This window comes from Pseudarthrobacter sp. 05T312, assembly GCF_056396685.1.
Window position 1 is genome coordinate 155,307 of the sequence record NZ_JBFTLY010000022.1, and the last position, 20,692, is coordinate 175,998.

Consider the following 20,692-nt stretch of genomic DNA (forward strand, 5'->3'; position numbering starts at 1 on the left):
GACGGAAAGTGCTGCCATGACTGATCCCGGAGAAATCTCCGATCTTCTTAGCACATCGTCTAACTTCGTCACTACGTCGGAGGGCGCATTTAAGGCGGGCAAGCAGTTGTGGACCGCTGTGAACACACTCAGAGCCCTTCGTAGACCCGCATTCAATCCCTCCGCTGAGCGGCTACGGAGAGCACTTAGGGTTGACATCAGCTCGACAACCAGTTTTAGGTTATCGGACAGTCATCCAACCCTGGTGCCGAATCAAGCGCCCTCCGCCGACCTCAGAGCGTTCATTGCCTTAGTTGGCGAACAGTTTACGGAGGCGATTGGCGAGATTTCTGCCTATAGTGAATCCAACTCGGTAGTAGACATAGAAGAAGACTTAGTTCTTTTTGGCTCTCCCGAATCGGAAACGTTCACCCGTCACTTGTTTGGATATAAATACTCCCCATTAGGGGATAAGCTAGTTCACCTTGGCAAGATACCCCTACCCTTTCGATGGGACGAGGACCCCACTTCAGTTGTTGTGCGTTGTCTTCAATATCGGCATGGTGGTTCTATCGCGATCCGTCCTAATTGGCCGCTGTTTTGTAGCGACCAAAGCAGGCGAGTTTTCCCGCTTCTCAAAGACGGATTTCTTGCGGAAGACTACCTTTTGATCACTCGAATCCCTAATTACGCAACCGTGCGTTCCCATCAATCCGGTCGCGCCATTCTTAGCATCTCCGGTCTACACGGGATCGGCACTAGCGCAATAAGCCTGGTACTGGAGAATTCCGACATTGCCAACCAAATTGCTGATGCGGCTGAGCGCGACATGTGGTTCCAAGCGGTAGTTAGAGTGTCCGCGATAACGCACGACGAAGTGGAAGGGTCGATTCCTGTAAGGGTGCAGCTTGATCACCTGGTCAACCTCGCGATTCCCGATACAGTCCTCGAGGCCGCGCGTCGATCGTTAGTGCAGCAGGTCATCGCCGATAAGCCGGAGGATAGGCGCCGCGACTTGGCATTTGGCGTGGAAATTTCCAAGCCATTTACCCCAGAAAAATACGGATTACTCGAAGCAGTGCGAAAGCACGGCTCTGCCTTCGAAGCCGCTATGCAGCGGCTTGTTGATCAAGGCTGATGATTGGACGGGACAGGACGCCAGGACGCCCTCAGCCCCGAGTCAGCTTAGGGTCTAGAACTTTGGCGGCTGGAGAGTAAGGATATCTTCCGCCCACTCTAATCTGACGGCATTTTGCGCGGCCGCTTGACGTCAGATTGAGGTGTAGCCCAACTGGGCCCTTCCCGTGGCAGTCTCCAGGCGATTCTGTCTGCCGCCGGACAACCCACCAGTGCCGACGGCATTGTCATCAACATTCACAGTGTCCGAACAACTGGGGTCGGTTGGAGAGCCCCAGCTTTCCTTGCAGGTACCCGGCGGGCACCAGCGGGTCAAGGGCTGCCTCATAACGCCCCGCAGCCAAAAGTGTCACCGAAATACCAACACCCTGCCCAGCAGCGGTGGTACGCGACATGTCCACTGCCCGGTCCAAAGCCATGTCAAGCTCCTTGCGGGTTTGAACACTAACGATTAGACGCTCACGTTGTTTGTGCATGACGGATCCTTGCTTGATTCACACCCGAAGCAAGGTGCCGGGTGTTGAGGTGAGTCTTTATATTTGTTGTTCGACCGGAGAGGGGCCCGAGAGGCGGCACGTCGGCACTTGATTCTGCTAGCGCGAAGTCCAGAGCTTCATTGGAGAGCAATTGATTTTTGTCGCCGCGCATTGCGACAGACCATTTAATCAGGGTACGAAGCCGTTCATTTGCCTGCTCCAGCCATCACGGACTTGGGCTCAGCAACTGACGCATTCTGGGCCAGTAAGCATGGTGAGGCGGTCTACTCAGGACCGATGACTAATAGTCACGCTACTGCCCACTCTGAGCAGGACTGCCACTTGCAGTCGTCGGCGAGGGCCTCGATTGGTGCTGCCGGAAGCCGTTGCGGTTGATGAAGCGGCCCACGGCCCCGGGATCATGGAAGCCGTCCGCATCGAGGACCACCCGCCCGTTGGAAACAACGACGGCGGGCCAGCCCGTGAGTGCCTTCCCGTCGAAAGGCGAGAAGTCCGTGCCCATGTGCAGGGCTGACCCGTTCACCGTGCGTTCCTCGGCGGGGTCGAAAACCACCAGGTCGGCGTCGGACCCCTCTTCAATGCGGCCCTTGCCGGGCACGGCGTTGATCCGGGCGGGGGCAGCAGCGAAGGCCTCCACGAACTGCTCAACGGTGGCGCCGGCGGAGGTCATCGCAGTGAACGTGACCGGCATCCGCGTCTCCACCCCGGGCAGGCCGTGCGGCATGGCGCGCACGTCATCGGTGCGCTCGCGCTTCTGGGACAGGTCATAGCAGGAGTGGTCCGAGGACATGGTGTGGATGGAACCGGAAGCCAGCCGTTCCTTAAGGGCGGCCACGGTTTCCGGGCTGCGCATGGGCGGGCAGCAGGCGAACCACTCGGGGAAGGTAGAGGCGTAGACGGTGTCGTCCAGCGTGACGTAGTGCGGGCAGGTCTCGGAGTAGGCCTCAAGCCCGCGTTCCCGTGCCTGCGATACCAGGTCGACGGCGCCGGGCGTGGACTGGTGGACGAAATAGACCGGCGCGCCGGTGTATTCGGCCATGGCCAGGGTTTCCTTGACGGAGATCTCCTCGGCCAGCTCGGGTCGGGTCCGGTGCAGGTGTTCGATGCCGATCCGGCCGTCCTGGGCGTGCTGCCCGGTGCAGTCGGCAATGATGGGATCGTGCTCGGCGTGGATGTAGGCCAGTCCGTCCAGCCGCACCATTTCCCGCATGACCTTCAGGATGGTGTCACCGTCTGCCATGGTGGTGCCCCGGTTGGTGGTGTACATCTTCACCGAGCGGATGCCTTCCGCTGCCAGCTGCTCAAGCTGCCACGGGACTGTTTCGTCCCAGCTGACCACGGCGCCGTGGAGGGCAACGTCGCAGCGGGACTGCGTGGCGAGTTCCTTTTTGTGCAGAGCGGCAGCGAGAGGGGTTTCCTGGGCATCGCGGGGAATCCCGAAATCGATGATGGTGGTGGTCCCTCCCCACAGCGCTGCCGTCGAGGTGGTCCGGTAGTCGTCAAGGGTGCGGAAGCGCCCGGTCACCTGGGCCACATGGCAGTGGCCGTCCACGCCGCCGGGGATCACGAGTTTGCCCGTGGCGTCGATGGTCTGGTCCGCCGCGGGGACGGGCAGGGCGGCGTCGACGAGCCGGGCAATCCGCCCGTCGTGCACCACGATGTGCGCTTCCCGGCGGCCGTGGCTGTTCACCACGGTGGCGTTGGCAATGACAAGTTGTGGCTGGTGGGACATCGGTGTCCTCCTAAGATTGGTTGGCTTTGGCTAGGCGGCGGGCCGGGGAGTGCCGGCCTGCTCCTGGCGGGCGGCAAGGGCCCCGTCCAGGTTCCCCGACAGGCCCTTCCGGTCCTTGGCCGGGGGCGGGGCGAAAGCGCCGGCGCGGTGCGGCCCGGACTGCAGCGCGGCAACGGCCTCGGCCATCCGGACCCCGGCGGAGATGCCATCCACCACAGGGACGGGAATCAGCCCCCTGAGTTCGCGAGCAAGGCCGGCCAGCGGGGCGCCGGCAAGGATGACGACGTCGGCGCCGTCCTCAGCCACGGCCTGCCGGCTGAGTGCCAGCAGGGTCTCCCTGAAGTCCTGTTGCACGGAGCCGATGCTGTTCAGGGAGTCATTGATCGAACGGATGGAGGCCAGCCGGCCTGCCAGGCCGAACTGCTCCACGCACTCCCGGTACCAGGGCTTGATCCGGTCCGAGATGGCAATGATGGAGAAACGGTGGCCCTGCAGTGCGGCTGCGCACAATGCGGCTTCGGTGATGCCGATGACCGGCACGTCCGCCAGTTCCTTGAGGGCCGGCATGCCAGGGTCGCCGAAGGCGGCCACCACCACGGCGTCCACCTTGTCTGCGTCGGGAAGAGTCTGTTCGGCGATGATTTCCGCGACGGCGCCGGCAGCAATCAGCGATTCGAAGCGGGTCTCGATGTATTCCACGCCGTGGCCGGCAGTACGAACCAGCAGTTCGGTGCCGGGGGACGCGGATCGGAGCGCCTCGGATTCAATCAGCGCTGTGACATCGGCGCTGATGTTGGGGTTGATGACCAGGAGGTTCATTTTCTCTTCCGGTTGGCTGTGGATGTGTAGGGACGGATCGTGGTGAAAAACTGATTGCGATACTTGCTGATGTGGGCCAAAGCCTGGTTTGCGGCTGTCTGTTGGTCGCTGGCAATGGCGGCGTAGAGCTCCCGGTGTTCGCGGATCAGCTCGGGCAGATCGCTGACATGCCGGAACAGCCAGTGCATCCGGCCCTGCAGGGGTTCCAGGGCCGATTTGAGGAAGTTGTTATCCGCGATGACCGTAATGGCGTCGTGGAACTCGCTGTTGGAGCGGTGCGCCTCCATCACTGCCCCCTTGGCCAGGAAGGCCTCAGCGTTGTCCAGCAACCCCTTCAGGTAGTCAAGATCCTCCAGCGTGGCCCGCCTGGCGGCGAGCCGGCAGGCCAACACCTCGAGGGACTGCCGGACGTCGAAGAGGTCCTCCACGTCCTTTGGGCTGAGGCTGCTTACTTCAGCCCCGCGGGCGCCGCGGTCGCTGATGAGGCCTTCCTGGCGGAGCATGCGCAGGGCCTCGCGCACCGGCAGCCGGGAAACGGAGAATTCGGCTGCCAGGTCGCGCTCCACCAGCCGCGTGCCGGGAGCATAGTGTCCTTCAAAAATCCTGGTGCGGAGGGTGTCCCGGACGGTCTCGCGGAGGGGGCGGTCCTTGTCCTGGGTCTCTTCGGCGGTCAGCATGATGCTCCATTCAGGATGCCTGATTCTCACTCGTTTGGGATACAGGATCCCAGCTAACGGGCAGTAGCGCGAGATTGTCAATAGCCGCAGGGCGGAGCTGATCAGTCACAATTCGCTGAATGTATACGGGATACAATCCTATTGACGGGCGTGAGCAGTCTCACATAGCATCCTGGATACAAACTGAATGAATTCCTGTCCGCGGCCACAGTCGCTTCATCACCGGAATGCCAGGCTGTCCTATCTGTTCCTTGCGCGCACTTCAACTTCAGCTGATCCTAGACATGCGGAGCTCTGGCTCCTGCCCATGTCGTCTCGAAAATGCTTTGCCAGCCCTCAGACGCATCGCCCAGTCCACTTTAGGCACGGGCATCGATATGGAGTTCTCATGAATGCCGAACCCAGTTCTATTCCGCTTTCCGTCACCGACCCCCCGAAAAAGCCCCAAAGCTCCCTAGCCAGAGTGGTAGGGGCAAGCGTCGCGGGGACTACGTTGGAGTGGTACGACCATTTCATTTACGGCTCAGCCGCCGCCCTGGTCTTCCCGAAGCTGTTCTTTCCTGTCAGCGATCCTCTGACCGCCACGCTGTTGTCGTTGGCCACCTATTCCGTTGCCTTTGTCACGCGCCCATTGGGAGCGGCCATTTTCGGTCACTTCGGTGACAAGTACGGAAGGAAGTCTGTACTCATCTCCACGCTGCTCCTCATGGGTGTAGCGACTACTCTCATCGGTGTCATCCCCACCTATTCAACTATTGGCGCTTTGGCGCCGGCTCTTCTGGTGATCCTGCGGGTCATTCAAGGAATTGGACTGGGCGGCGAATGGGGCGGTGCCGCACTCATGGTGGGGGAGCACAGCTCCGGTGGACGCCGGGGTTTCCTCGGGGCCTTGGTGCAGATCGCCAGTCCTGCCGGCTTGCTGCTGGCCAACGGCGTCTTTGCGGTTTGTACGTTCCTATTGTCGAACGATGCGTTCTTTGAATGGGGCTGGCGCATCCCGTTCCTGCTTAGCAGCATCCTCGTCGCTGTCGGGCTGTGGATACGTTCCCAGGTTCATGAGTCGCCGTTGTTCGAAGAAGCACAATCCTCCCCTCAGCAGGCCCGCACGCCCTTGGCAGAGGTCATGATCAAGCATTGGCGCCAAGTCGCCATCGCAGTGGGATCCCGCATCGGCAGTGACGTGGCGTTCTATGTTTTCAACGTTCTGGTGCTCGTCTATGGAACGGTTCAGCTCCACATGGAACGGCAACAGCTACTCAACGCGGTTCTGTTCGGGGCTGCCGCCCAGGCCGTCAGCATCCCGGTCTGGGGCTACCTGGCAGATCGCCTCGGCCGACGGCCGATCTTGATCATCGGCGCTGCTGGCACTGCCCTATGGGTGTTCGCGTTCTTCCCCCTACTCCACACCCAGTCTCCAGTTTCTGCAGCGTTGGCAACCGTCGTCGGTAACGTCTTTATCGCCGCGATGTGGGGACCCCTCGCTTCCTACGTTCCAGAGCTGTTCCCAACGAAAATCAGGTACACAGGTGCCGGCATCGGCTTCCAAACAGCCGGTGTACTCGGCGGCGCCCTGGCACCGCTGATCTCCACTTACCTCCTGGCCCAGTACAACACCTGGATACCGATCGCGATCTACCTAGTCGCCATGCTCGTCATCCTCATCATTTCTGCTTCAGTCGCACGGGAAACGTCGCGGGTCGAACTCAGCGACGTCAGCTAGCGCCAATCCGCACAGTGCCATCCGGATCACCCCGCCACCAACAAGCAAGCAAAGGAAACAACAATGACAAGCACCAACAACGCCCTCCTAATGGGAGAAGCACTTGGTGAAGCGAGGAAGGCCAGGCGGCGGGGTGATCTTGGCGTCGGCGCCGTAATAGTGGCGGACGGGCTGATCGTTGGCCGAGGCGGCAATCAGGCAAAGTCCTCAGGTGATTCCACGGCTCACGCTGAAGTGGTGGCCCTTCAGGACTTTCAACGACGCCACCCCGGCCGCACCCTTGACGGCGCAACCCTATACACGACCTACCAGCCCTGCCCCATGTGTCTGGGCGCCTGCTTGGTAACACAACTGAGCAACGTCGTCATCGGCGCATCGCCCCATCCCGGGGAGTCACTCTGGGGAGGCTACACGCCGGATCGGCTGCTCGGCCTCGTCCAACCATCAGGACACCGAATCGATTTTCTCAGCGGAGTCCTTGAACAGGACTGTCGTGAGATGCGAAACGGGATACCGAAATGACTCACTGATCATCTTTCCAGCAGTGCCCAACAGCGCTCCCAAAAATTCACCGAAAAAGGAACCAACCTATGATCTTGACACCCTCCGACGGCCACCAGCGTGACTTCATTGGATACGGCCGGCACGGACTGAACACGGTATGGCCGAATAAAGCCAGGGTAGCCGTTTGCATCGTCATCAACTACGAAGAAGGCTCCGAGTATTCATTCGCCAACGGCGACGGACGGAACGAGATCCCCCAGGAGTTCGACTATCCGCCCCTGCCCGTCCGGGACTTCGGAAATGAGTCGATTTTTGAGTATGGCTCCCGCGCCGGCATCTGGCGGCTGCAGCGTCTACTCGATGGATTAGGTGTGCCTGCCACCATCCAGGGATGCGCACAGGCCTTCGAACTTAATCCAGAAGTAGGCGCATGGATCGCCGAATCCGGAAACGACGTCTGCTGCCACGGCTACAGATGGGAGAACGTCAGCCTCCTGGGACGGGACGAAGAACGTGAACGGCTCAAGATGGCCATCGACTCCATCCGTGAGACCTGCGGGCACCGGCCACGTGGCTGGTACAGCCGCCAGCCATCATCCCCTAACACGCGCGAACTCCTGGTAGAGGAGGGCGGGTTTATCTACGACAGTGATTCCTTCGCAGACGATCTCCCCTACTTTGTCCCGGTTCAAGGCACGGAACACCTGATCATCCCCTACTCGTTCACGCTGAACGACGGACGTTTCCTGCCCGGGCAAAGCTACACCGGTCCCGACGTCTTCCTTGACCACTGCAAGCGGGCCTTCGATTACCTCTGGATGGAGGGGGCAACACAGCCCAAGCTCATGACCATCGGGCTGCACCCGAGGATCATCGGACAACCAGCCCGGGCACATGCCCTACGTGAATTCCTGATGTATGCCCAGGATCGCGGTGACGTATGGTTCGCCAAGCGGGAAGAAATTGCTGAGTGGTGGCTCGCGAACCACGCGCCCGGCACGGCCGCATCCTCATCCGACTGGACCGAAGAGATTACCGGCACCCTTCTTGAGCTGACTGGCGCCAGCAGGACCACGATCAGGCTCATTGATGATGCCGACCAGCTCTATCTTGCTGCCGAAAAGCTGGCCCCGGGCATCCAGACAATGGTCCAGGGGCCCGAAATCAACCCGCGCCAGCACCCGACTTACCAGTACCTCGAAAACCAGCAGGAAATTCTCATCCAAGAGGACTGCAGGACCGCACAGATACTGCCCCCTTCGACGCTCGTCGACCACCATAAGGTTTTCGCGCAAATGCTCGCACCCGTCGTTGTGGATGGGCGAGTGCGAGGGACGATTTCCGTCCACCAACAGGACCGGCCCCGGGCCTGGACCCCGGCGGACGTCGACGCTCTGAAGGCTGCCCGGGCACAAGCCGAAGCACAACTCCGATAAATAGACGCGCAATGTCGCACCCCTGGTATGCAGGGACAACCTCGTAAGGAACTTTCGTGACGAAGACAAAGATCATCAGCGGCGCAACCGTAATAACAGTGGATGCCCAGCGAACCATCATCCCCCGCGGTTCAGTAGTCATTGAGAACGGAAAAATCGCGGCGGTCGGAAAAAGCGCTGACATCGATCACCAGTATCCGGAGGCTGAACGAATCGACGCCAAAGGCCAGATGGTCGTGCCCGGATTCATTAACCTTCACGTGCATTCAGCACTCGCCGTAACCCGAGGATTGGGCGATGACCTCGGTGGCGCCCCCGTCTACCGGAAGGACATCCCTCAAGGGGTAATGCTCGGCCCTGACGACACCTACGTCATGTCCCGCCTGGGCGGCCTCCAAGCCCTGATGTTCGGGTCGACAACAATTGTGGAGAACTACATACACTCCCAATCCAATGTAAAGGGGCTTGCAGAACTGGGCATCCGCGCAGTGATCAGTGAGCGGGTCCACGATGCAGATCTGTTCAGTGTCAGGGACGGGGATTACAGCTACGACCCCGACCGGGGCAAGCAGCTGCTGGAAGCAAACATCCAGCTCATCGAAGAATGGCACGGCTACAACGACGGGCAGATCACATGCCACGTGGGCCCGCACGGCCCTGACACGGCATCCCCTGCACTGCTCGAACAGGTGATGCAAGTCGCCGACGACTTCAACGTGGGGATTTTTACCCATCTCGCTCAGACCGCCGGTGAAGTGGCGCAGGTACGCAAATTGACGGGACGAAGCTCCGTTCAGCACCTTTCCGACATCGGGATGCTCAGCTCCCGGCTTATCGCCGGACACTGCGCCTTCCTGGAGGAAGGCGACGCGGAACTTCTCGCCCAATCCGGGACACAGGTGTGCCAGCTTCCTGTCGTCAACGCCAAAAGTGGCTGGATCGCCCCAGGTGCGAAACTTCTCCGGCTTGGCGCGAACGTCGGTCTTGGAACAGACCACATGATCCACGACATGATCGAAGCAATGCGTTTCGCGCTGTGCGTCAATCGAATTTCAGATGGAGGACCGGCCAACATCAAAGCCATGGACGTCCTGGAAATGGCAACAATCAGAGGAGCCCGAGCGATAGGCCGAGCCGCAGAGCTGGGCTCCATAGAGCAGGGAAAGATCGCCGACCTTGTCTTCATCGACCTGGAACGGCCACACCTTGCCCCTGTCCTGGACCCCGTGGCCAACCTCATCTACGCGGGCCAGTCTTCGGACGTCTCAAGCGTCATGATCAACGGCGAATTCGTCGTCCGGGAACGTGAGGTCCTCACCCTCGACACGGCAGAAGTCGTTGCTACTGCGCAAGAGAGGGCTGAAAACCTGTGGCGCACAGTTGCAGGCTGGACACCTGCCGACGGCCCCACCGGCTGCCGCTGCTGATAAAGGAAAACGACAAATGAGCCACCCCGCAGATTTGGGCCAAACCACCGTCACCGACGCGGCCACAATGATCAGGGAAGGACGCACAACAGCAGTTGAGCTGATGGAGGCAGTACTCCAGCGTGCCGCAAACACTGAACCTGCCCTCCATGCCTACTCGCACCTTGACTACGACGCAGCCAGATCCGCGGCCAGAGAAGCTGACCTCGAGATGGCCCAACACGGCCCCAAGGGACCGCTTCACGGGATCCCTATCGGGGTCAAGGACTTAATCGAAACCAGGGATATGCCAACTGAAGCGGGATCAGCCGTCCTGAAGGGCAACCGTCCTCTGCAAGACGCGCCCGTCGTAAAGACACTCCGGGACGCCGGAGCGATCATCGTAGGCAAGCACCAGACGCACGAATTTGGCTTCGGAAATGATGAACCACCGACAAGAAATCCATGGGATTCCAGCCGGTATGCCGGAGGTTCTACAGTCGGTGGAGGCGTGTCCGTCGCAGTGGGATCATCACTTGCCGCCCTCGGTACCGACGGGGGAGGTTCCATTCGAAAGCCGGCGGCTATCAACGGCCTGGTAGGTCTAAAACCCACCTTCGGCAAAGTCAGTACCGACGGGGTCCTTCCGGGTGCAACTTCGGTGGACCACATAGGGTGGCTCACTAAGAGCGTGGCTGACGCCAAGCTGCTACTGTCACTGTTCGATGAGTCAGGGTCCAAGCTCCCGAACGGCGTTTCAGGGCTTCGCCTGGGCTGTGCATCCTATTTCTTCCAGGGACTGGATCCTGACATTGAAAGCAACGTACGCCAATGCCTGGACGCGCTGTCACTCGGCGGCGCTGACATCGTCTGGTTCGACCTCCCAGAGCTGAACAACGCCGTAGAAATCCACGGCACTATCGCTTCATTCGAAGCAAGCACAAAGCATGCCGTCCTCATGCAAACGTCCGGAGATCTCTACCACCCGGCAAACAGGCAGCTGTTAAAAACCGCTGCAGGCATAGAAAAAGATAGGCTCCGGGATGCCCAGAAGACACGGGGCGAACTGCGGCTCGCCGTGCAAAACGCGATGAACGCCTACCATCTGGACGCCCTATGCACACCGACCATCGGCTTGCCGCCGGTCTTGGTGAATGACATGAATCCTGAAATCATGCTGCCGAAATACTGCCGCTTTACGGCCCCGTTCAATTTGACCGGGCAACCGGCAGTCAGTGTCCCCTGCGGACTAGACGGGCGTGGTCTTCCCGTAGGGTTTCAAATTGCCGGTAGATTGGGGCATGACGCGATGACCCTGCGGATCGCCGAAGCGGTTGAAGCGGCACGTCTCTGGACTCCGCCCAAGTCCGTAGGGGAACTGCCTCACGTTCGCTTCTCAGATACCGAGGGAGGGCAGGACATTTTTGTCAGTACCGGGCTCTGAGGAGATGCAATGGCGGAAAGGCCGACACGGCCCCCACACGTACTTGGCCAGCAAGATTACCCACTTAGGGACCAAGTACGCGATGTTCTCCGTGCCCGTATCGGCGATGGCGTGCTGGCGCCAGGAACCCGACTCATCGAACAGGTTCTTGCCGACGAACTTGGCGTGTCCCGGATTCCTGTTCGTGAGGCACTCCGGATGCTGCAGACCGAAGGTCTCGTCAAAACCTTGCCACGCAAAGGAGCAGTCGTTACAACGCTGAGCCGTGAAGACCTCGAGCACCTATACGACATCCGCGAGGCTTTGGAAGTAATGGCCTTCAGGCTCGCAGCAGTACATGCCACCGCTGAAAACATTAAGCACTTGGAAAGCATCCTTTCGGAAGCTGAACAGCTGGGAAGCGCCGATCATGCAAAAGTCAGTCGGTTGAATTCCGACTTCCACGACAGCGTCTTCGTCATGACTGGCAATCCCTTCCTCTCAGGGATCCTCGAACCCCTGGGAGGAAGGCTCCGGCTCATGATAGGCCAGAGCTACGACCATGACCGGCAACTGGCCGAACATGCCGAACTGCTCGCAGCCTTGAAGAAGCAGGACCCAGATCAGGCGGCAGCAGCGGCCCTGGCACATATCCGAAGTAGCCGTCAGCACGCGTTAGCTCATTACGACGACCTGCAAAGTGAGCGCGTGGACGCAAGCTAACTGAGTGACCTGAAGGGCCGGGCAATGAAAGAGGGTGCGGCCTGGCAGGTGCGTGGTCTCGATCTGGCTATTTCGTACGGGTTAGGTTCAAGAGTTCCTGAAGTGCGGGGCGCACTTCGCGCCGCAGTTTTATGTGTTGTGGCAGGCCCTCCACCGTAGTCAGATCCTTGGTGATGTCGATGGTGAGCCTACTCCCGGCAAAGGGCACGTTGTCAACCCGGAACTGCCCAAAGCCCTTTGGAAGTTCAGGTGCGACCCATAGCTCATCCCACGGGAGGGCGGGATCGAACCGCATCAGCATACGGATCAGGTGGATTGGCGCCGCTGCAGCCCACGCTTGGGGTGCGCATGCCGCGGGGTACGGGACGGGACTTGGAAATCTCGTCCTGTCCATTCCGCAGAACAGCTCCGGTAACCGGCCGCCGAAGTGTTCGGCCGCTTCGAAGAGTCCGTAGGCGATTCTTTGGGCCTCCTCTATGAATCCGTACCTCATCAACCCGTGCGCCGCCAGCGTGCTGTCGTGCGGCCAGACGGAACCGTTGTGGTAACTAAGAGGGTTGTATGCACCCATGGTGCTGGCCAGAGTGCGGATACCCCAGCCCGTGAACATTTCCGGGGACATCAGGTGCTCCGCTACCTGCGTTGCTTTGTCCGTGTCCACGATGCCCATCCAAAGGCAGTGCCCCATATTGGATGCGAGAGCATCAACGGGTTTCTTGTCGCCGTCCAAGGCAATGGCAAAATAACCCCGGTCCGGCAGCCAAAAGCGTTCATTAAACGCTTCCTTCAACTGGACAGCCTTAGCCGTCCAGCGATCCGCGGCTTCGGCGTCACCGTCGTGCAGCGCCATCAGAGCCCGCCCTACATACGCCCCATACGTGTACGCCTGAACCTCACACAGCGCTATCGGCCCTTGGGCGAGGGAACCATCAGCGAAATTTATTCCGTCCCACGAATCTTTCCAGCCTTGGTTTATCAGCCCGTGTTCGGTCTGCCGCTGGTATTCAACGAATCCGTCGCCGTCACGGTCGCCGTAGTTCTCAATCCAGGCCAGCGCGCGATCTGCAGCCGGCAACAGAGCGTGGACAGCGCCCGATTCCAGCCCCCAGCGCCCCAGCTCACCGAGGATAGACACGAACAGCGGGGTGGCATCGGCGGTTCCGTAGTAGATACTGCGGCCGCCCAGGACGGACTCGGTGCTGGTACCCAGGCGCACTTCATGGAGGATCCGGCCGGGCTCTTCTTCCGTCAGGGGATTCACTTCCCTGCCCTGGTGATCCGCCAGCGTCTGAAGGGTACCCAGTGCCAGGGAAGGGTCAAGTAGGAGGGACATGAGGGATGAGAGCAGGCTGTCACGCCCGAACAGGGCCATGAACCATGGGGCGCCGGCCGCGGCCACAACCCGATCGGGGTGGTCCGGATCAAAGATCCGGAGTGAACCCAGATCCTCTTGACTGTGCAAGATCGTATTCTGTACGGACGCATCGCCCAGATTGGGAATGGGCATGGACATTCGCCAGGAGAAGAGGCGCTGCCGGGAATCGACGGGATCTCCAGCAGAACCATAGGTCGCAGTCGAAAGAACGGGCTGCCGATTGAGGTAGGGCGTGGCCGTGAACGTCTGGGTCCACACGCCATGACCCGGAATAACGGGAGTAAAGACGAGCTCATGGCCCCTCAGGGCAGCGCCGGGCGCATATACGGCAAGCCCTTCAAGTCGGCCCGCCTCTTCAGCTTCGAGGATGAGGTTATCTCCATCCATCCGGACTCTTTGTTCACTTGGGCTGGAAGTCCTGCCATCTTTGACCTCGAAGAGATCGGCAAAATCTGTTGATACCGTCAGGCCGAGCCTAAGGGTGGTCGGCACTGCCGAGTGATTCTCAACGCTGACGGTTTCCGTAAGGACGGCACCGAGTGTCCTTTCGCGTTCTATCAGCAACGGGGTGTCGGTGCCGCCGGGATAGCCGGATGCCCTTCCTATAAACAGAGCCCGGTAGGGTTCTACGGCCGTCGCGGCCAGCGCTTCGAGCGGCGCCTCATCCACGCTGATGTTCCATTCGGCTATGTACCGGGTGTCGTGGAAGAACGCGCCATGGGGGCTGCCGGGCAGCATGTCGCCGCTGGATGCACTCAAACAAAAAGAGGAGCCATCGAGGACTGTGACAGCACCCGTGCCCGCAGGGCCGGCGGCATTGTCAGCGTTCCAACCCGTCATTTCGGGTTCCTCCTTGCATGGAGCACTGGGACCCGAAGGTCTACGCGCAACAACGGCCGCCACGCAGCTGAGCCGCATGCTCAGAACTATCGTCCCTTGATCCGGCGGAAACAAGACTTGGCGCCTCCTACTTAAAAACGCCTGGGACCCCCCGTCCGCCCCCCTGCCCTACGAAGGCTGCAGGGGAAGCCTCATCGCATGCGGCCGCTCAAGCACTCCGGCCTGTACCTCTGCGGTAGCTCCTGGGTGCAAGGCTGCAACAGCCACCTTCATCGAGACCAAAGAACTTGGGACCGCCTGAGTGAAGCCGGACAAAGAGGAAAGGTTTCAAAAAACCGTTGTGTATAACTTGTTATAACGTTACTATCTATTCATGCACCAGCTTCCAGCCACGGACCAGACATCCCCTCTCTATGTGCGACTCAAGCGGGCTATAAGGGATGCAATTGCGACCACTATGCAGCCCGGGGACGCGATTCCCAGCGAGCAGGATCTCATTCGTGAATACGGAGTCAGCCGAACGACCGTTCGCCTCGCGTTGACGGCCCTTGCCAGTGAGGGTTTGATCGTGCGCCATCAGGGACGTGGGAGTTTTGTGGCTGAAGCGAAATCAACGGTTTCCCATACCTTTGGGCTCATCCCGGAGAGTCGGGACGGTTCAACTTTCCCTGACGGCTCAAGTCTCATTAGCCACGATCTAATCGAGGCCGACACTCATACTTCGACTGCCTTGGGGTTGGTTCTGGCGGCGGATGTATACAGGGTCCGGTGGATTGAGTCCACAAAAGAGATGCCTCAGTCATATCGCGTCAGTTATCTGCCGGCCGGGTCCTTTCCCGGGCTTGACACGCAGTCCACCGTAGAAACTCTCCGGAAGACCCTAGCGGCACGTGTGGGCAAAACCTCTGTTATTCAGGAGACGTTTGAAGTCGTGCTGGCCGATCCATTCCGGTCAAACCTCCTTAATGTTGCTGACGGTTCTCCCCTTCTGCTGGTGGAGACGCTGATTGGAGCTGGGGACGGGACGCCAATTGAGCTAACCAGGGCCTTCTATAACGGGCATACCACCCGCTTAAACCTTTCCCGCCTGAAAACGGCCACCCACTCGGCCGTCTGACCTAACGAACTGTCATTGGAGACAACAGCTATGACTAAGTCCACGCATATCGCGCCCTTCGACTTCTTCCTCCCCACGCAGGTCCAGTTCGGCAGCGGCAAATCGCTTGAACTGGGTCAGCTTTGTCGAGTCCAGGGCTATCATTCCGCCTTCATTGTCATCGACCCTGGAGTCTACAACTCAGGCGCAGTCGAAGGGGTTCTCGCCAATCTCCGGGACCTGAACGTCAAAGTAACTGAGTGGACGGATCTTCAGTCCAACCCCATCGACACGGACGTGGAGGCTGCGGCAGAAAAACTGGCTGAGAACCCCAGCGATGTCATCATCGGTATCGGTGGAGGAAGCGCGCAGGACACTGCGAAGGGAATTGCCATCCTCGCCGCTAATGGCGGACGGATCCGTGACTACGCTGGCAACGGCAACGTTCCCCGCCGCGCACGGCCGTTTATTCTTGTTCCGACTACCGCCGGGACCGGAAGCGAAGCAACAGCTAATGCCTCCATCACTCAGTCCGACAGCCACGACAAATTAGCAATCAGAGACGCCAACGCGTACGCGTACCACGCCGTTCTCGACCCGGACCTTCTCGCGGGATTGCCGGCCAAAGCAGCCGCAGCCGCAGGAATTGATGCACTTACACATGCGATTGAAAGTTATACCAGCATCAGGGCTTCTGAAATGAGTAGATTCATCGCATACGAGTCCATCAGCCGGATTGCCAACTCACTTGAGAACTTTGTGGCAGACAGAGCAGACAAAACTGCAGCTGGAAGCATGCTCTACGCAAGCTTCTTGGCCGGAATCGCCATCAGCCACACGGGCACAGGCGCCGCCCACGCGCTATCGCGGGCGGTGGGCGGACGGTTTGGTGTCGCTCACGGTGTGGGCTGCGGCGTCGCTCTCGCGCCGGTCATGCAATTCAACGCCGCTGAATCTGCCAGCCACTACGCGACTATCGCCCGCGCCCTTGGCGTATACGACGAAAGCGCCACCGCTGAGTCAAATGCTGCTCTAGCCGCTGCCCGAGTGGATGAGATACGCCAGAACATCGGCATCCCTCTGACACTGGGACTTTCGGCCAACGAAGCCGAAATGGACGATCTCGCGCGCTGGGTCGTGGAGAACGCCGGACCGAACCCCCGCACTACAGATTTGCAAGAAGCACGTGCGTTGCTTCAGCAGATTCTCTGAGCACCAGCGCTCCGCTGAGACCGCTCTGTTGACCCCCACCAATATCAGAAGGAAAAATCCATGAAAATCACTCGAGTCGAATCCATTCCCTTGCTTGTAGAGCTGCCCGCGGGAACGGCGACCCCCATTGCGATTCCCAATGCAGACAAGCTCAGCAAGACGGTCTTCAAGGGATACCGCGCGTGCCTGGTCCGTATCCATACGGATGAAGGACTCGTGGGTGTAGGAGAGTGTATGGTGCGTTTCGCACCAGAGGCCACCGCAAAAATCGTCGACGAACTTGGCGAGATCCTGATCGGAATGGACCCGACCCACACCGGGACGTCGTGGGAACTCATGTTCTCCGTCATGATGAATCGAGGTCACTTCAAGGGCTTCTTCATGGAAGCGCTCTCCGGTATCGACATTGCGCTCTGGGACCTGAAGGGCAAAGCCCTGAACCGTCCTATCTACGAGCTCCTGGGCGGGCCTCAGCGCGACAAAATCTGGATGTATGCATCCTCATTGCGTTTCCGCGGCATCGAAACCACCGTGCTCGAAGCCAAGGAATTTGTGGAAGCCGGTTACGACGCCATGAAGCTCAAGATCGGAGGCGGCGGCCATCGTCCTGAAGCCGATATTGAGCTCGCGACAGCAGTGCGTGAAGCCGTTGGCCCTGACGTGTTCCTTTCCGCGGATGCGAACTGCGGTTACACCAGTCCGGCTGCCATGAAGGTGGGGCGAGCGCTTCAGGATCTCAATTACGCATGGTTTGAGGAGCCCATCGCGCCGGATAATCATGAAGGCTATGCAGACATGGCCCGGAACCTGGACATGCCGATCGCCGGCGGCGAAACGGAATTCACCAGCTTTGGCTTCCGGGAACTCTTCGCCAAGCGCGCACTCGACATCGTCCAGCCGAACATCAGTCGTGCAGGCGGGTTTACCGATTGCATGCGGACAGCGGCACTGTCGCAGGTCCACCATGTGCCCTACGCCCCTCACACCGGAAGCACCACTGGCGTTTGCCACACGGCGGAAGTACATCTCTCCGCTGCGTTGCCGAACTTCCTGATCTATGAGGACATGCAGGCCGACTGGTCAAAGAACGAAAACAACCCGCTCCGGCAGGAGCTCATTCAGTCAGGACGGCTCGTCCGGGAAGGCAACAGTATTGCACTTCCCCAAGGCCCGGGTTTGGGAATCGAACTCAACGAAGACGTCATCAACAAGTACCGCCTGGACAAGGGCTAGGAAGCAGCCATGACCATCACAACGATTGCCCCCTTGACTAACGTCAAGGGTTATGTAAACGACGAGTGGCGTGTTTCTGATAATCAGCTGCCCATCATCAGTCCCTTTGACGGCTCTGTTGTAGCAACTGTTCAGGTATCCTCCGCTGAGGATGTCGATGTTGCCGTTGCAGTCGCCAAATCCAGTAGCAGGCAATGGTGGCGTGCACCGGCGTACGAGCGGGCACGTGTGCTGCAGCGCATCGCCGATGGGGTCGAGGAACGCCGTGACGACCTCGTGAATCAGATGACCGCCGAAACTGGCCGGGTACCGGCTGAAGCACGCGGAGAGGTAATCCGGTCCATTTCGACGCTTCGTATCTCAGCCGAGGAAGCAACCAGGATCACCGGGGAGCTTGTCCCTATGGATGCGGTGGAAGCAGGTGCTGGGAAACTTGGGTTTACGCTATTGTCCCCCGTCGGTGTGGTTGCAGCGATTACGCCATTCAACGCACCCCTGAACACCATCTGTCACAAGCTGGGACCCGCGGTAGCGGGCGGTAACGCCATGATTCTGAAGCCACACCACCATGGCGCCGGCGTCGCCGCGATCCTGGCTCAAATCTGCACAGACGCCGGGCTCCCAGCAGGGATCTTTCAAGTGGTTCATGGCGGCCCGGACATCGGTCATCGGCTGACCACCCACCCTGACGTGTCATTCGTGAACTTCACGGGAAGTGACACAGTTGCCAAACGGATCCTCAGTGAGATTGGCCTTAAAAAGACCTTGCTGGAACTCGGCGGGAACGCACCCACGATCGTCCATCATGACGCCGATCTGGAAGCCGCGGTGAAGCAGTGCAGCGAGGCCGGCTTTGGACTGAGCGGCCAGAGTTGTATTTCAACACAGCGGATCTACGTGCATGAGTACATTGTCTCGGAATTCACGGCACGACTCGTCCAGAACGCCCGGGCACGAAACTTCCGCGCAGGCCCCGGCATTCAGGGCGGCACAGGTCCACTTCTTAACGAAGAAACTGCAATCAGGGTCCACAGCTGGATTACCGAGGCGATCCAGGAAGGGGCGGAGCTAGCCTGCGGCGGAAAGCGTGATTACACCTACGTAGAGCCAACGGTCCTTGTAGGCGCTGCTGTGGACAGCAAGGTCGTTAGCCAGGAAATCTTTGGCCCTGTCGTTGTAGTGCTTCCCTACTCCGACATCGAAAAGACCTTCGCTGCGGCTAACGCCTCAGCTTGGGGCCTGAAAGCAGGAATCTTCACCAATTCCCTTGATGTCGCCATGTCGGCAGCGAAGGAACTGGAGTTTGGAGCGGTAAATATCAATGCCGCATCACGTTCGCGCGTAGACCAGGAGCCCTCCGGTGGCGTGAAACAGTCTGGCTGGGGCAAAGAAGGACCTAAGTATGCGATTCGAGAAATGATGAATGTTCGAATGATCAGCATCGCCACTTAGCGATACCCCTCGGAGGCTGGTCGAGCCCGATCTCCCCCCACAGACGCAACGCCGGGCCCCTGCAAGAGTTGTCAGGGCGTGAGCGCAACCCCAGGGCGCTCACGCCCTGACGCACCCTTTAACAGCATTTCTTGATCAATGAGGATCGATCCAATGAAGAAATCACCAGGCCACTATTCGCGGCCAACGTCAACAGAGACGCTGACAACCGAAGCGCATAAGAGCAACCGCGGGTCGGAAACCCAGACCTATGAAAGCTATCGGGCTTCTGTTCATGCAGTGCCCTCGTCCAACCCACAGACTGGTGCGGCTCCCTTTGGTTCCGTTTCCAGAAGTCAGTTCAAGTACGAATCTAGGATGTAGGCGAGGACCTGATGACGACCAAGACAGTTTCTAAGAGCGCCATTGCAGCAGTTTCAACGCTCCTGATTGCAGGCAGCTTGGTTTCGTGTTCAAGCGGAGCCACTGGTGGAGCAACAGGAGCCGACTCATCACAGCAGGTGCAAATCGGAGTCTTCCCAATCACCGGCAACCTGCCGGCATACGTTGCCCAAGAAAAGGGGATATTTAAGGACAACGGACTGAACGTTCAACTTGTGGGGCCGGCGACCGCCGGAACGACTGCCTTTCAGCTCATGACCACGAACAAGATGCAGGCGTACTTCTCCACAGTCCTGAACTTCCAGCAGGGAGTGGCAAACGGCACGAACGTCAAGATGGCTGCCTGCCTGCCCCCCAAGTCCATCTTTGTTCTGGTGGGCAATAAGGACCTGCTTAAGACGGACGGAAGCTTTGATCAAAAGGCCAAAGCACTTGCCGGGAAGACCATCGGGGTGACGGCCTTGGGAGCAGGAACCGATATAGCACTCTCTGCAGTTCTGACGACCAGCGGCTTGGCGCCCACTGCAGTCACGCATTTGGCGGTAGGAAACGCGTCCGCGGCCATTGGTCAACTGGAAGCAAACCGGATCGAGGGCTATTCGATCGGTTCCGCGTCGGGTGCCTTCCAGATTGCTGACAAGGTTCCCGGCGCTGGCATCTACCTCGATTTGGGCGCGGACGATTCTCCATCTCAGGTTTCCCGTTCGGGTGCTGGCACCTGGGCCGTCTCCTCACAATGGGCCAAGGACAGCCCCACTCAGGTGGATAACTTCCGGAAGGCCCTCAAAGAGGCCAATGCCTGGATCGTTGATCACCCCGATGAGGCGGCCGAGATTATGTCCAAGCAGATGTTCGCGGGCGAGCAGCTCGAGGTGGCTAAGCAGTCCGTGGCCTTTGAAATCAAAAATTTTCTAAAGGACAGCGGCGACCTCAAATGCGATAAATCGGCCTACGCCGAGTCGCAGCAGCTTTTTGAAGATCAGAAGTTGGGCGACCCGTCAAAGATTCAGTTTGACGACGTTGTTTACTCGAAAGCTCGGTAAGGAGACC

16 protein-coding genes are annotated in these 20,692 nt (G+C 59.3%); 12 read left to right on the top strand and 4 right to left on the bottom strand.

Annotated elements, in window-relative coordinates; translation table 11 throughout:
• Nucleotides 1-16 precede the first annotated feature (16 nt).
• A complete protein-coding gene (locus AC1DIP_RS20370; RefSeq protein ID WP_477734891.1) occupies nucleotides 17-1,117 on the top strand; it encodes a hypothetical protein in 1,101 nt (366 codons plus the stop codon).
• Between the two features lie 788 nt (nucleotides 1,118-1,905).
• Here AC1DIP_RS20370 and AC1DIP_RS20375 read toward each other — a convergent pair.
• The 3 genes from AC1DIP_RS20375 to AC1DIP_RS20385 are packed head-to-tail and all read right to left on the bottom strand — an operon-like array spanning nucleotide 1,906 to nucleotide 4,841.
• A complete protein-coding gene (locus AC1DIP_RS20375; RefSeq protein ID WP_477734892.1) occupies nucleotides 1,906-3,345 on the bottom strand; it encodes an amidohydrolase family protein in 1,440 nt (479 codons plus the stop codon).
• A 30-nt stretch (nucleotides 3,346-3,375) separates the two neighbouring features.
• Nucleotides 3,376-4,164: an aspartate/glutamate racemase family protein gene (locus AC1DIP_RS20380; protein ID WP_477734893.1), complete on the bottom strand. Its 789-nt coding sequence runs from the start codon at nucleotides 4,162-4,164 to the stop codon at nucleotides 3,376-3,378.
• Nucleotides 4,161-4,841 carry a GntR family transcriptional regulator gene (locus AC1DIP_RS20385; protein WP_477734894.1) on the bottom strand — a complete coding sequence of 227 codons (681 nt, stop codon included), beginning with the start codon at nucleotides 4,839-4,841 and terminating at the stop codon, nucleotides 4,161-4,163. Before AC1DIP_RS20385 ends, AC1DIP_RS20380 begins: the two co-directional genes overlap by 4 nt.
• 388 nt (nucleotides 4,842-5,229) lie before the next feature.
• Here AC1DIP_RS20385 and AC1DIP_RS20390 point away from each other — a divergent pair, with 388 nt between their 5' ends.
• The 6 genes from AC1DIP_RS20390 to AC1DIP_RS20415 all read left to right on the top strand — a co-directional run bounded on the left by AC1DIP_RS20390 (nucleotide 5,230) and on the right by AC1DIP_RS20415 (nucleotide 12,053).
• Entirely contained in the window at nucleotides 5,230-6,561 is a 1,332-nt protein-coding gene (locus AC1DIP_RS20390; protein WP_477734895.1) for an MFS transporter, read from the top strand.
• A gap of 63 nt (nucleotides 6,562-6,624) precedes the next feature.
• A complete protein-coding gene (locus tag AC1DIP_RS20395; protein WP_477734896.1) occupies nucleotides 6,625-7,083 on the top strand; it encodes a nucleoside deaminase in 459 nt (152 codons plus the stop codon).
• Nucleotides 7,084-7,151: 68 nt separating this feature from the next.
• On the top strand, nucleotides 7,152-8,501 hold the full coding sequence (locus tag AC1DIP_RS20400) for a GAF domain-containing protein (RefSeq protein ID WP_477734897.1): 1,350 nt from the start codon (nucleotides 7,152-7,154) through the stop codon (nucleotides 8,499-8,501).
• Between the two features lie 56 nt (nucleotides 8,502-8,557).
• Complete coding sequence (locus AC1DIP_RS20405; RefSeq protein WP_477734898.1) at nucleotides 8,558-9,928, top strand: amidohydrolase family protein; 1,371 nt, start codon at nucleotides 8,558-8,560, stop codon at nucleotides 9,926-9,928.
• 16 nt (nucleotides 9,929-9,944) lie between these two features.
• The gene (locus AC1DIP_RS20410) at nucleotides 9,945-11,351 is read left to right on the top strand and encodes an amidase (RefSeq protein ID WP_477734899.1); all 1,407 of its coding nucleotides are present in this window, start codon (nucleotides 9,945-9,947) and stop codon (nucleotides 11,349-11,351) included.
• 9 nt (nucleotides 11,352-11,360) lie between these two features.
• The gene (locus AC1DIP_RS20415) at nucleotides 11,361-12,053 is read left to right on the top strand and encodes a GntR family transcriptional regulator (RefSeq protein ID WP_477734900.1); all 693 of its coding nucleotides are present in this window, start codon (nucleotides 11,361-11,363) and stop codon (nucleotides 12,051-12,053) included.
• Between the two features lie 67 nt (nucleotides 12,054-12,120).
• Here AC1DIP_RS20415 and AC1DIP_RS20420 read toward each other — a convergent pair whose 3' ends face one another.
• Entirely contained in the window at nucleotides 12,121-14,268 is a 2,148-nt protein-coding gene (locus AC1DIP_RS20420) for an amylo-alpha-1,6-glucosidase (RefSeq protein WP_477734901.1), read from the bottom strand.
• Nucleotides 14,269-14,641: 373 nt separating this feature from the next.
• Here AC1DIP_RS20420 and AC1DIP_RS20425 point away from each other — a divergent pair, with 373 nt between their 5' ends.
• The 5 genes from AC1DIP_RS20425 (at nucleotide 14,642) to AC1DIP_RS20445 (ending at nucleotide 20,685) form a co-directional block, all read left to right on the top strand.
• Nucleotides 14,642-15,385: a GntR family transcriptional regulator gene (locus tag AC1DIP_RS20425; RefSeq protein WP_477734902.1), complete on the top strand. Its 744-nt coding sequence runs from the start codon at nucleotides 14,642-14,644 to the stop codon at nucleotides 15,383-15,385.
• A gap of 30 nt (nucleotides 15,386-15,415) precedes the next feature.
• Entirely contained in the window at nucleotides 15,416-16,576 is a 1,161-nt protein-coding gene (locus tag AC1DIP_RS20430) for an iron-containing alcohol dehydrogenase family protein (protein ID WP_477734903.1), read from the top strand.
• Nucleotides 16,577-16,636: 60 nt separating this feature from the next.
• Nucleotides 16,637-17,809: a mandelate racemase/muconate lactonizing enzyme family protein gene (locus tag AC1DIP_RS20435; protein WP_477734904.1), complete on the top strand. Its 1,173-nt coding sequence runs from the start codon at nucleotides 16,637-16,639 to the stop codon at nucleotides 17,807-17,809.
• Nucleotides 17,810-17,818: 9 nt separating this feature from the next.
• Nucleotides 17,819-19,261, top strand: a complete 1,443-nt coding sequence (locus AC1DIP_RS20440) for an aldehyde dehydrogenase family protein (protein WP_477734905.1) — start codon at nucleotides 17,819-17,821, stop codon at nucleotides 19,259-19,261.
• 374 nt (nucleotides 19,262-19,635) lie between these two features.
• Nucleotides 19,636-20,685 (top strand): ABC transporter substrate-binding protein, encoded by a 1,050-nt coding sequence (locus AC1DIP_RS20445; protein ID WP_477734906.1) that lies wholly within the window; start codon nucleotides 19,636-19,638, stop codon nucleotides 20,683-20,685.
• Nucleotides 20,686-20,692 lie beyond the last annotated feature (7 nt).